This is a genomic window from Nocardia aurea (assembly GCF_003123685.1).
In the GTDB taxonomy this organism is placed as follows: domain Bacteria; phylum Actinomycetota; class Actinomycetes; order Mycobacteriales; family Mycobacteriaceae; genus Nocardia; species Nocardia aurea.
In genome coordinates, this window is record NZ_QCYJ01000103.1 from 197,645 (window position 1) to 210,472 (window position 12,828).

Annotated in this window: 9 protein-coding genes; 7 read left to right on the forward strand and 2 right to left on the reverse strand. The window is 65.5% G+C overall.

Annotated features, from left to right (window positions below; genetic code table 11):
- Window positions 1-187 precede the first annotated feature (187 nt).
- The 7 genes from DAT37_RS22075 (at window position 188) to DAT37_RS22105 (ending at window position 9,186) form a co-directional block, all read left to right on the forward strand.
- Window positions 188-640, forward strand: coding sequence for a ketosteroid isomerase-related protein (locus DAT37_RS22075; protein WP_109526733.1), 453 nt, complete (start codon window positions 188-190; stop codon window positions 638-640).
- 33 nt (window positions 641-673) lie between these two features.
- Window positions 674-1,177 (forward strand): ketosteroid isomerase-related protein, encoded by a 504-nt coding sequence (locus DAT37_RS22080; RefSeq protein ID WP_109526734.1) that lies wholly within the window; start codon window positions 674-676, stop codon window positions 1,175-1,177.
- 1 nt (window position 1,178) lies between these two features.
- Window positions 1,179-2,744 carry an AMP-binding protein gene (locus DAT37_RS22085; RefSeq protein ID WP_109526735.1) on the forward strand — a complete coding sequence of 522 codons (1,566 nt, stop codon included), beginning with the start codon at window positions 1,179-1,181 and terminating at the stop codon, window positions 2,742-2,744.
- A gap of 58 nt (window positions 2,745-2,802) precedes the next feature.
- Entirely contained in the window at window positions 2,803-4,308 is a 1,506-nt protein-coding gene (locus DAT37_RS22090; RefSeq protein ID WP_109526736.1) for an aldehyde dehydrogenase family protein, read from the forward strand.
- A 70-nt stretch (window positions 4,309-4,378) separates the two neighbouring features.
- Window positions 4,379-5,020, forward strand: coding sequence for a hypothetical protein (locus DAT37_RS22095; protein ID WP_157978611.1), 642 nt, complete (start codon window positions 4,379-4,381; stop codon window positions 5,018-5,020).
- A gap of 50 nt (window positions 5,021-5,070) precedes the next feature.
- Window positions 5,071-5,607, forward strand: coding sequence for a flavin reductase family protein (locus DAT37_RS22100; protein WP_232839922.1), 537 nt, complete (start codon window positions 5,071-5,073; stop codon window positions 5,605-5,607).
- A gap of 165 nt (window positions 5,608-5,772) precedes the next feature.
- The gene (locus tag DAT37_RS22105) at window positions 5,773-9,186 is read left to right on the forward strand and encodes a serine/threonine-protein kinase (RefSeq protein ID WP_109526739.1); all 3,414 of its coding nucleotides are present in this window, start codon (window positions 5,773-5,775) and stop codon (window positions 9,184-9,186) included.
- A 9-nt stretch (window positions 9,187-9,195) separates the two neighbouring features.
- Here DAT37_RS22105 and DAT37_RS22110 read toward each other — a convergent pair whose 3' ends face one another.
- Window positions 9,196-11,358, reverse strand: coding sequence for a 3-hydroxyacyl-CoA dehydrogenase NAD-binding domain-containing protein (locus tag DAT37_RS22110; protein ID WP_109526740.1), 2,163 nt, complete (start codon window positions 11,356-11,358; stop codon window positions 9,196-9,198).
- A gap of 20 nt (window positions 11,359-11,378) precedes the next feature.
- Window positions 11,379-12,587, reverse strand: a complete 1,209-nt coding sequence (locus DAT37_RS22115) for an acetyl-CoA C-acetyltransferase (RefSeq protein ID WP_109526741.1) — start codon at window positions 12,585-12,587, stop codon at window positions 11,379-11,381.
- Window positions 12,588-12,828: the final 241 nt, after the last annotated feature.

Below are 12,828 nucleotides of genomic sequence, written 5' to 3' on the forward strand. Positions count from 1 at the left end.
AAAGCGTCGGACGACGGTCCGAGGGGCTTCCGCCGGGCGGACCCGGGGTCGCCGGGGTCGAACCGACGATGTGAGCTCCGTCTCCCCCCTTAGAGCAGTTCTTTTCCTCCGAGAGGAGGTCGTTCTCCTCGCCGGCGCGCAATACGTTTGAAACCGTTCCAGACGAACCGAGGGAGAGCGAACTTCCATGAGTCATTTCTTTGCCGTCAAGTGGCTGAAGGCCTTCCGTGAGAGCCCCGAGGCCGTAGTGGCCCTCTACGCCGACGGTTTCCTTTTCGAGGATCCGATTCTCGGCCAGAAGATCACCGATCGTGACGAACTCCTTCGCGTATTCGCCCCGTACGCGAACAAGGACACCGAGAACGGCATCGGCATCAACAACTTCCGCATCGACGAGGTCGTCGGCGACGAGAAGTCCGCGATCTACCGCTGGACCTGGGAAGCGCCGACCGCGACAGCCTTCGTCGGCGTCCCGACCGGTGGCAAGGTGCCGGGAACCCGCGGCATCACCTTCCACGTCTACGACGAGCAGGGACTGATCCTCAAAGAGGCGAGCCTGTGGGACGTGGCCACCGCTGTCGCCGAACTGGGCCAGCCGGTCACCCCGCACGCGGTGACCGCGTCGCCCGCGCTCGTCTGAAAAACGCACTCTCCGAGAGGATTTCCGATAATCATGAGCACTCACGACGAGCACGCCGCGCGCTGGGCGGCGGCGTTGACCACCGACACCGAAACCGCGGTCGCGCTGTACGCCGACGATCTGGTCTACGACGACCACGCCGACCGCGATCACGTGATCTCGACGGCGATCACCAAGGGTGAACTCGCCCCGAGGCTTGCGCCTTTCGCCAACACCGACGCGGCCAACGGGGTCGGTACCCATCGGTTCGAGGTCTTCGAGAGTTTCGCGCTGGCTGGTGAGGGAGGCAATCCCGCCGTGGTGATCCGCTGGAACTGGACCGGTGAAGGCCTGCACACCTACCGCGGTGTGGCGACCGGCGGCCGTACCCTGACCACCGAGGGCATCACCTGGCACCAGCTCGACGCGACCGGCAAGATCACGCGGGAGACCACCTACTGGAACGACACCCCCGTGTTGCAGGAGCTCGGGCTGCCGATCATCACCCCCGAGTACTGGGTCGAAGGCTTCGATCCGTCCAGCCTCGTCGGCTCCTGATATGTGGGGTACGTTGCCGGACGTCCTGGATCGGGCGTGCACCTATTACTCTTCATCGGTCGCGATCATCGACGGTGAACGATGCATCACCTATCAGGAAATGCGGGAGTGGCGTGACCGTGTCGCCAACGCTCTCGTCGGGTTGGGTGTGCAGAAGGGGGAGCGGGTCGGCCTGCTGCTGCCGAACTGCCTGGAATTCATTCCGACCCAGCACGGCATTTGGGCGGCCGGTGGCGTACTGGTCCAGCTGCCCACGCGCAGCGCCGCTGAAGGATTGCGCTCCAACCTGGCGCAGACCGATGCGACCACGCTTATCTACCACGCTCAGTTCGACGAGATAGTCGCCGGGATCCGAGAGCGGTTGCCGAAACTGCAGAACCTGATACGCGTCGGCGGTATCCCAGGAGCGAATTCGAATGAGGCCGTCGACTACCGGATCCTGATCGAGGATCAGCCGACGAAGCGGCCACCCGTCGATCTGGGGGAGGATGACGAGGCGTATGTGCTGTTCACCTCAGGTAGCACCGGAGAACCGAAGGGCGTGGTGAATTCCCACGCGACGTGGGCGCAATACAGTATCTCGGCGGGCCTGGAGATCGGTGACATTCGTTTCGGTGAAATATTCGCGCACGGGGCGCCGTTGACCCATTTCACGCAGATTTTCGTTTTGCCCACGTTCATTCGGGGCGGTACGAATGTCATGTTGCCCGGCTTGGATGTCGACGGCCTGCTTGCCAGTATCGAGCGGGACCGGGTGAGTGCCACGGCGGTGGTGCCGACGATCATCTACCTGCTGCTGGATCATCCGCAGCGCACATACTTCGATCTGTCCTCACTCGAGACGATGATCTACGCGGGATCGCCCATCGCGCCGGAACGGTTGCGTGAGGCGCTCGAGGTCTTCGGCCCGATCTTCATCCAGACCTACGCGGGTACCGAGCAGGGCTACATCTCGTGCCTGCGCAAGAACGAGCACCGCGTCGACGATCCGATCTGGGTCGAGCGCCTCGCGTCCGCGGGCAGGCCCATGTTTCCGGTCCGGGTGAGCATCCGCGACGACGACGGTAGGTCACTGCCGGTCGGCGAGGTGGGGGAGATCTGTTCGAGCCAACTCGGGCAGATGCTCGGCTATCTGGACACGGCCCGAAACCTCGAAACCCTGCGTGAAGGGTGGGTGTACACCGGGGATGTCGGCCGACTCGACGAATTCGGATTCCTCTACATCGTCGACCGCAAGAAGGACATGGTCGTGAGCGGCGGCTTCAACGTCTTTCCACGGCAGGTGGAAGACGTGCTGTCGACCCACCCCGCAGTGGCGCTGTCGGCGGTGATCGGTGTGCCGCACGACAAATGGGGCGAAGCGGTGCACGCCGTGGTCGTGCGCAGAGCAGGCGCCTCGGTCTCCGAGGGTGAATTGATCGATCACGTCAAGGCTGCACTGGGTAGCGTCCCCGCACCGAAGACGGTCGAATTCGTCGACAGCATTCCGGTCAATCCGGCGGGCAAGGTCGACAAGAAGACGATCCGCGCACCCTACTGGCAGGGGCGAGAACGGCAGATCGGATGAGGCGCAACGGAATCCGCACGGTCCGGTCCGACAATTCACACCATACGAGGAGCATCCGATGAGTACGCCTCATTACCCGCTGTATATCGACGGCAAGTGGCACGACACCGCCGAACACTACGAAATCCGCAGTCCCGCGACCGAGGAACTGGTCGCCACGGTCGCCAAGGGCGGCGTGGCCGAGGTCGAACTCGCGGTTGCCGCGGCCAAGGCCGCGCACGAGGAGGGCGGCTGGCGCCGGACACCGCCTGCCGAACGCGCGGCCCTGCTCCACGATGTCGCCGCGCGACTGGCGGGCCGGGTGGACGAGTTGGCGGTCCTGCAGACTCGGGAGAACGGCGCGACCATTCGCATCACCGGCGCGTTGCACGTCGGATTGTCCGCGGCGCAGATCCAGTATCTGGCGTCGCTGGCGGAGAACTACGAATGGGAGACCACCGGCCCCGAGATCGGCCCGATCCCGGCGGTGGGCATCATCCGGCGCGAGCCGATCGGTGTGGTCGCAGCCATTGTGCCGTGGAACATTCCACTTCTGACCACGGTGTGGAAGATCGCTCCCGCCCTCGTCGCGGGCAATACCGTGGTCCTCAAACCCGACGAGCACGCGCCGCTGCTCGCACTCGAACTCGCCAAGGAGTTCGAGGCCGCCGGACTGCCCGCGGGCGTTCTCAATGTCATCACCGGTGACGGCGAACCGGTCGGTGCGCACCTGGCCGGACATCCCCATGTCCGCAAGGTGGCCTTCACAGGCTCGACCGCGGTCGGCAAAGCCATTTTGCGCCAGTCCGCCGACACCATCCGCCGGGTGACACTCGAACTCGGCGGCAAGGGCGCGAACATCCTGCTCGACGACGCCGATCTCGATATCGCGATCGACGGCGCGCTGTTCGCCTGCATGGCCAATAACGGCCAGGCGTGCGAGGCCGGGACCAGACTTCTGGTGCCGGCCGACCAGCGTGACGACATCGTGCGACGCCTGGTTGCTCGCGCGTCGACCCTGAAACTCGGCGACCCGCTCGATCCGACCACCCATATCGGGCCGATCGCCTCGGCCGTCCAGCGCGACCGGATCGTCGAGTACTTCGGCATCGCCGCGCAGGAGGGCGCGACCGCCGTACTGGGCGGACGCGTGCCGCCCGGCGCCGAATTCGAGAAGGGCTACTGGGTCGAACCGACGATCTTCGTCGACGTCACCAACGACATGCGGATCGTTCGCGAGGAGGTGTTCGGTCCGGTCCTGACGGTGCTCACCTACGACTCGATCGATGAGGCGGTCGAGATCGCCAACGACACCAACTACGGTCTGTCCGCGGGTGTCTGGGGTTCGGAGGAGCGCGCGCTCGATGTGGCCCGTCGGCTCGACGCGGGCATGGTGTGGGTCAACGACTGGCACGTCATCCACCCCGCCTACCCGTTCGGCGGTTACAAGGAAAGCGGGCTCGGCCGCGAAGGCGGCCCCGACGCACTCGACGAGTACACCGAGCAGAAGTTCATCTCGCTCGATCGCTCCGGCGGTATCGAGAACAAGGCCTTCGCGATCGTCATCGATCCGGTCGCCGGGTAGGCGCAGTAGATCGTCGCGCGGTCCAGGTGGTCACGATGAGACCGCGCGACACACTCGAGGAGGTATAACCATGTCCCGCTTCGACATCGGTCGACCCCAAGGGCCGCTGCGCGTGACAGTCGAGCTGGCCGGTGCGGGTCATCATCCGGGCGCCGCGATCCTTGCCGATGACCGATGGCCGCCGGATATCGAAGGGTGGGTGGACCTGACCGAGGGACTCGCGATGCCCGCTCGCGCCGGTGGACGTGAGTCCACGGTACGGATCCAGGCGCCCGACCTGGTCGAGGCCGCGCAGCGCAGCGCACATGTCAGAACAGCGGCCGAAAGCGCGGGCGGTCCGGCCACTGTCAGCGTTCTGGTCGAGATCGCGGTGATGATCGCGCGTGACGCTCCCGCCGCCCGGGACCGCCTGGCGCGGCTGGACGCGTATCTCGAACAACCATGGATCCCGGATTCCCTGTCCTATGTGGGCACTCCGACAGGACTCGCCGGACTGCTCACCGACCTGCACTCGGTAGGTGTCGCGGACGGCGTGGTGTTGCAGCCGATGCTGCTGCCCGAGGTACTGGAACACATCGCGTTCGACACGTTGCCACGGCTGGAATCCGCCGGTGTGCCGATGTCGGGAACGCAGCTCGGACTGCTTCGTCGACTCGGGCTTCGGCGGGGTGATCCCGTCGCACACGACCACAGCGAAAGCTTGCCCGCATAGCACCGCAGAGCGAGCAGATTCAGGAGGAACCGATGTCGAATTCGATGGAGATGTCCGGCGAGCCGTCAGCTCGGCCGGATCGTTTCCAGAACGTGAGCGCTGTCGAGTATCGAGCGGCTCTGCGGCGACATCCCGCAGGGGTCACCATCGTGACTCTGAACTCTCGAGGTCGGCCGGTCGGATTCACCGCGACGTCCTTCGCATCGCTGTCGCTGGATCCGCCGCTGGTGTCGTTCAACATCACCTGCACCTCCTCGAGCATCGGCGCGCTCGAAGTCGCCGAATCGGTGGTGATCCACCTGCTCGGCGCCCATCAATCGCCGCTGGCCCAACGCTTTTCCCGCAGCGCCGACGAACGCTTCGCCGATGAATCGCTGTGGTCCCCACTCGATACCGGTGAGCCGGTTCTGCATGGCACGCCGACATGGATTCACGGGCGGGTCCATCAGTTGATCCCCGCAGGCGACTCGGTCCTGGTGATCTGTCGGGTCGTGCGCGTGCACTGGGACGAAGACGGCGCTGGGCTGCACGCACCCTTGCTATATCACAAAGGTGGTTACGCCGCCGCTATGCCGCTCCACGAGTGATCCGGAGAAGTTAGCCCGTGATATGCCACGATCGCTGTACGCGGTCGAAATCGGGTGTTGTGACCAGCCTATCCGCGTATGCTGTGCATATGCTGGACGTTGATCGGGTACCCCGTCGTGCGAGGTACCGCAACGGGGTAGGTGGTCGGGAGTTGGGTTCGGCTGATGGTCGACGACGGCCTGTCGCGTACGGAAGGTGATCTCACCGGTCTGATAGCCACCGATCTGGACGCGGCGGGTTTCGACGACGCCGTCGAGATCGGGCGCGGCGGGTTCGGTGTGGTCTTCCGCTGTGAGCAGCCAGCGCTGGACCGGACCGTCGCGGTCAAGGTGTTGACGGCGGATCTGGAGGCCGAGCATCTGGAACGTTTCCTGCGTGAACAGCGCGCGATGGGGAAACTGTCCGGGCATCCGAATATCGTCAGCATCCTGTTCAGTGGTGTCCTGACGGCGGGCAGGCCCTATATCGTGATGCCGTTCCATCCGCGGAAGTCGTTGCAGGACAGCATCGAACGCGACGGACCGTTGCCATGGGGCGAAGCGCTTCGGGTGGGCGTGAAGATAGCGGGCGCATTGGAGGCGGCGCATCGTCGGGAGGTGCTGCATCGGGATGTGAAGCCGGGCAATATTCTGACCACCGAATACGGTGAGCCGGAATTGACCGATTTCGGGATCGCTCATGTGTCGGGCGGTTTCGTGACGAGTACGGGGGTCATCACCGGTTCTCCGGCATTCACGGCGCCGGAGGTGCTGAGAGGGCGCGCGCCGACCGTGGCCTCCGATGTGTACAGTCTGGGCGCCACCCTGTTCTGTCTGATGACCGGGCACGCGGCGTTCGAGCGGCGAGTGGGTGAGAAGGTGGTGACGCAGTTCTTGCGCATCATGTCCGAACCTGTTCCGGATCTGCGCGAACGAGACATACCGGATGAGCTGTGTCGCGCGATCGAGCGCGCCATGTCGGAGCATCCTCCTGAGCGGTATCCGTCCGCGCAGGCGCTGGGGAGCCGTCTGGCCGAGATACAGCAGCTACACGGCCTCGTAAGCGACCGAATGAACCTGCCCGTGGAAACCGGCGACGAGCCAGACGATCCTCGACCGAGTCGGTCCGCGACGCCGCAGGTCGAAACTCGGCGAGCTCAGTCCGCACCGCCTGCCGCGTTGACCAAATTCCGGCCTCCGGTGCCGAGTCGATCGCTGGTGATGCGCGACAGACTGATCGAAGCGCTGCGCGCGGGCCGTCGCCGTCGGCTGACCGTCATTCACGCGCCCGCCGGATTCGGCAAAAGCACACTCACCGCGCAGTGGCGGTCGCGGTTGGTCGCCGACGGCGTGCCGGTCGCCTGGATCAGTGTCGACCGCGACGACAACAACGCGGTGTGGTTCCTCGCGCATCTCGCGCAAGCGCTGGGCCAGGCGTTGCCGTCCCTGGCCGAGCCGTTGAGCCGAATTCTCGACCTGCACGGCGACAGTGCCGAACCGTACGTGCTGACCACACTGATCAACGAAATCCACCACGGCGGTGAGGATGTCGTATTGGTGATCGATGACTGGCACCGTGTCGTCGATCACCGCGCTGTCGCGGTGCTGGGCTATCTGCTCGAGCGCGGCTGCCACCACTTGCGAATCGTCGTGAACAGCCGTGACTGCACCGGATTGCCCCTGAGCGCGATGCGCGTACACGACGAACTGGTCGATATCGGGGCCGATACGCTGCGTTTCACTCCCTCCGAGGCGCGGCTGTTCTTCGAAGGCGCGGGCGGTCTCGCCCTCGATCCCGCCGATATCACCCAGCTGACCGAATCGACTGACGGCTGGGTGGCCGCGATGCAATTGGCAGCGCTGTCATTGCGTGACTGTGAGGAGCCGAGGAAGCTTATCGGACGAATCTCCGGCAGCGATCGGGCCATCGCCAACTTCCTCGCCGAGAATGTCTTGGACGGCTTGGAACCACGTGTGCGCACGTTCATCCTGCGCACTTCGATCACCGAACGACTGTCCGCCGACCTGGCCTGCGCGTTGTCCGGTACGGGCGACGGGGCCGCGATGCTGGCCGAGGTCCAGGCGAGGGACCTGTTCCTCGGCCGCGACGATTCGGCTCCGGGATGGGTGCGCTATCACCACATGTTCGCCGACTTCTTGCGCCAGCGCCTCGCTCGTGAGCACCCGGAACAGATCACCGACCTGCACCGCAGCGCCTCGCGATGGTTCGCCGATCACGATCTACTCAGCGAAGCCGTCGATCACGCGGTGGCCGCGGGCGACCAGGCGCGGGCTGTCGAACTGGTCGAAAACGGCGGCGTGCGACTACTGGAACAGTCCCGGATGGCGATTCTGCCCGGATTGATCGCGAAACTCCCGCCCGAAACGGTGCAGTCCAGCCTGCGACTACAGATCACCACCGCCTGGGCCGGCCTGCTTCTCCAGCACCGGGAGCAGGCCGAGACGGCCATGGGGCAGGTCCGGTCGCTGCTGGCCGCGCAACCGCTGCGATCGGTGGCGCTCGAAGCCGAGGCCCAGGTACTCGACGCGGCGGTGCGTGTCACGGCCGATCGGATCGACGGTGTGAGCGAGCTGCTCGAGCCGTGTTCGGCGCGCCCGGAGTCCTTGCACCCCTGGGTGGTGACCGCTGCCGCGGACATGGCGATGTTCGTCGCGATCCAGCACTTCGACTATGCCGAGGCCCACCGAATCGAACAGTGGGCAGCCACCTACCACCGCCGAACGAGCGGGCCGTTCAGTGTCATGTACGGGCACTGCTTCGATGGAGTGGCCTTCAACGAACAACTCGATGTCGAGAAGGCGGAGCGCAGTTTTCGCACGGCTGTACAGGTGACGCGGCGGGGTGGCCGTACTCATTCCCACAGTGCCCGGATCGCCGGAGCGCTGCTGGGTGATCTGCTGTTCGACCTGGGTGAGATCGATGAGGCCGAGCGATTGCTCGACGAGGGCTACGTCCTCGGAGGTGAGGGCGGCGTGGTCGATTCCATGGCCGCCACCTACGGGACCGGTGCACGTGTCAAGGCCATACGCGGCGACCTCGACACGGCCCGGCAACGACTGCTCGACGGCCTGCGCCTGGCGAAGGAACTGTCGCTGCCTCGCCTCACGGCCTACCTGGTCGACGACAGCTTCGTGGCGGGAATCCCACTACCCGACACCAGCCCTTCGAGTAAACCGGTGCCCCTCGACGGTGCCGACGGTATCGCCCTGCGCACCGCCGAACTCGAGGAGGAGGCGGCCATACGGGGCCTGCTCTCACGCGGCTCGATCACCGCGTCCGAGCAGGCCCGCGTGCGATCGACGGCATTGGTCGAGCATATCGAGTCGATGCCCCGGCCCCGGGCGGCGCTGCGCGTGGGACTGCTGCTGGCGGTGTCCTGTATCGCGTCGGGCGAGCGCGACGAAGCCGAGCAGATATTGCTGGTCGCGGTACGCCGTTGCGCCGAGCTGGGGCTTGTCGGGCTGCTGCGGTTCGGCGATCCATCGGCGCGAGACCTGCTACGGGGTATGGTCGATGCCCCCGGCCACGCTTCGTCGTTGCCGAGGGCGTTCGTCAGCGAGGTGCTGGCGCCGCTGTGACCGTCGCGTTCACCGGTACGGTTCGCCGCGTTCGGCCGCCGCTACCAGCGATTCGGGAACGGTGAATCGAGGCCCGTACCGTCGGGCGAGTTCGCGGGATCTCGCCACGAATCCCGCTGTGCCGCCTTCATATCCGTTGATGTACTGGATGACGCCGCCGGTCCAGGCAGGGAATCCGATGCCGTACAGAGAGCCGATATTGGCATCGGCCACCGAGGTCAGCACGCCCTCGTCGAAGCAGCGCACGGTTTCGAGCGCCTCGGCGAACAGCATGCGTTCGCGCAGGTCACGCAGTGGGGTGTCGGTGCCGGCGCCGAACGATTCACGCAGACCCGGCCACAAACCGCGTCGGCGACCGGATTCGTCGTAGTCGTAGAACCCGCCGCCGGTCGAGCGACCACCACGCCCGAACCCGTCGATCATTCGGTCCACCACCGCTTCGGAGCCGTGCGCGATCCACTCGCCGCCCGCCGCTGTCACCGCGGCCCGTTTCTCCTCACGAATCTTCCTGGGCAAAGTCAGTGTGAGTTCGTCCAACAGTTGCAGCGGCGGGGCCGGGTATCCGGCTTGAGCCCCCGCTTGCTCGATGACCGCGGGATCGACGCCTTCGCCGAGTGCGGCGGTGGCCTCGTCGAGGAAGGTCATGATCACGCGACTGGTGAAGAATCCGCGGCTGTCGCCGACGACGATCGGCGTCTTGCCGATCTGTCTACTGAAATCGAAGGCCTTGGCCAGGGTGGACTGCGAGGTGTTCTTCCCGGTGATGATCTCGACCAATGGCATCTTGTCGACCGGTGAGAAGAAATGCACCCCGATGAAGTCCTCCTGTCGTCGCACGCCCTCGGCCAGCGTCGTGATCGGCAGTGTGGAGGTGTTCGATCCGAGAACGGCGTCGGGTGCGACGATGTCCTGGATTTCCCGGAAAACCTGCTGTTTGAGTTCGATGTTCTCGAACACCGCTTCGATGACGAAGTCGACGCCCGCCAGATCCTGGACGTTCGCGGTCGCGACGATACGGTCGAGCAGTTGCTTCGATTTCTCCTCGGTGGTCGCCCCGCGAGACAACGCCTTGGCCTCGAGCGCTTCGGAGTATTGCTTACCGCGCAGCGCGGCGTCGGTGGTGACATCTCGGAGAACCACATCGAGACCGGCGCGGGCGCAGACGTAGGCCAGCGCCGCTCCCATCATGCCCGCGCCGAGGATGCCGACCTTGGTGGCCCGGTACGGGGCGATCGCGTCGGGTCTGCTGGCTCCGCTGCGGACGGTCTGGATGTCGAAGAAGGCCGACTGGATCATATTCTTGGCGATCGGGCCGGTTACCAGTGGCAGGAAGTACCGGGTCTCGATACGCGCTGCCGTTTCGAGATCCACCTGCGCGCCCTCCACTGCGGCGGCCAGGATCGCTCGTGGCGCGGGAACCGGCGCTCCTCTGGAGTCGGCTCGTAACTTCGCGGTCAGCGCCGGAAGTATCGCCACGACCGCCGGATCGGACGGTGTACCCCCGGGAATGCTGTACCCGGGGGCATCCCAGGGCTGAACAGGCTCGGGATTGTCCCTGATCCAGGACTTCGCGGCGGGGATCAGATCGGCGGCGGTCGGAACCGTCGCGTCGATCAGTCCGGTCTTCAAGGCTTTTCGGGTATCGAAGCGGGCGCCGGACAGCAGCACCTCGTCGAGCGCGCGCCGCATGCCCAACAGTCGCACCGTGCGCACGATGCCACCGACACCGGGCAGCAGTCCCAGCCCGACCTCGGGTAATCCGACGATCACACCGTCTGCCACGGCGACGCGATGATGGGTGGCCAGAGCGAGCTCGAGCCCGCCGCCGAGCGCTGCGCCGCCGAGCGCCGCGACCACGGGTCGGCCGAGGGTCTCGAGGCGCCGCAGTTCGAGTTTGATGCCGTCGCACAGGTCGCGGAAGCGCGCCGCGTCGGCGGGGGTGGCGGCGATGAGATCCGCGAGGTTGCCGCCGGCGAAGAATGTCTTCTTCGCCGAGGTGAGCACCACCCCGCGCAGGGTGTCGCGTTCGGTTTCCAGCCGGTCCAGGGTCGCGGTGAGCGAGCGGTGGAACTCGTCGTTCATGGTGTTGGCCGAGGCCGCGGGATCGTCGAGGGTGAGTACGACGATATCGTCGTCGTCACGCTGCCAGCGAATAGTGGATGAATGGGTCATGGTTCGAATTCCGTTCCCGCTCAGATCAGTTCGAGGATGGTCGCGATTCCGATGCCGCCGCCTACGCACAGGGTGACCAGTGCGCGCCGTTGGCCGCGGCGTTCGAGTTCATCGATGGCGGTGCCGACGAGCATGGCCCCGGTCGCGCCGAGGGGGTGGCCCATGGCGATCGCGCCGCCGTTGACGTTGAGCTTCTCGTCGGGGATGTGCAGGTCCTTCTGGAATTTCAGGACCACCGAGGCGAAGGCCTCGTTCAGTTCGAACAGGTCGATGTCGTCGAGTGTCAGTCCCGCGACGGCGAGCGCCTTCTCGGTGGCGGGGCGGGGGCCGGTCAGCATGATGGTGGGGTCGGCGCCGGACACCGCGGTCGCGACGATGCGGGCGCGTGGCGTCAGGCCGAAGCGCGGGCCGACTGCTTCGTCTCCGATCAGGACCAGCGCGGCCCCATCGACGATGCCGGAACTGTTGCCGCCGTGATGGACGTGGTCGATGCGTTCGACGAAAGGATATTTCTGAGACGCGACGGCGTCGAATCCGGCCGCGCCGAGCGCGGCGAACGAGGGCCGCAGCTTCGCGAGGGATTCGACGGTGGTACCGGGACGGCGGTGCTCGTCGTGATCGAGCACGGTGAAGCCGTTGAAATCGGTGACCGGCACCACCGATTTGGCGAAATATCCTCCCGACCAAGCTGATTCGGCGCGCTGCTGGGATCTGACGGCATAGGCGTCAACCTCTTCGCGGGAGAACCCCTCGATCGTCGCGATGAGGTCGGCGCCGATCCCCTGCGGGACGAAATGCAGATCGTGGGCGGTGGTGGGATCGTTGAACAGGGGACCGCCGTCGGTTCCCAGTGGAACTCGGGACATCGATTCGACGCCGCCGGCAAGCACCAAGGATTCGAATCCCGAACGTACCTTCTGTGCGGCGAGGTTGGTGGCCTCGAGTCCCGAGGCGCAGAAGCGGTTGACCTGGACACCCGCGACCGAATGCGGCAGACCTGCGACCAAGGCGGCGGCCTTGGCGAGATTTCCCCCCTGGTCACCCACAGGGGTAACGACGCCGAGCACCAGATCATCGATGGCGGCCGGATCGAGATCGGGGAAGCGGACCTTGATCTCCTCGATCAGTCCGACGACGAGATCGACCGGTTTGACGCTGTGCAGTGCGCCGTTCTTACCTTTGCCCCGTGGTGTGCGGATGGCTTCGTACACGATCGCCTGATTCGGCATGGGTCTCCTCGCTTCGGCCGAGGACGGATGGGGGTGTCGCTCGGCCGCGGTGAATCGCCGGACTGGTGGATGGTGAATCATCCACTCCGGGTGCGTGATCGGTGGCCACGACGGATTGTGGCCGCCTCGACGGTAGCGCAGTCACCGATCTACGGTCAATACTGACTGTAGCTACTTCGTGTAGGTCGGACACCTGATCGGCGTCCGACATCCAGGTCCGCGGTCAGGGCTGACTGTGTCC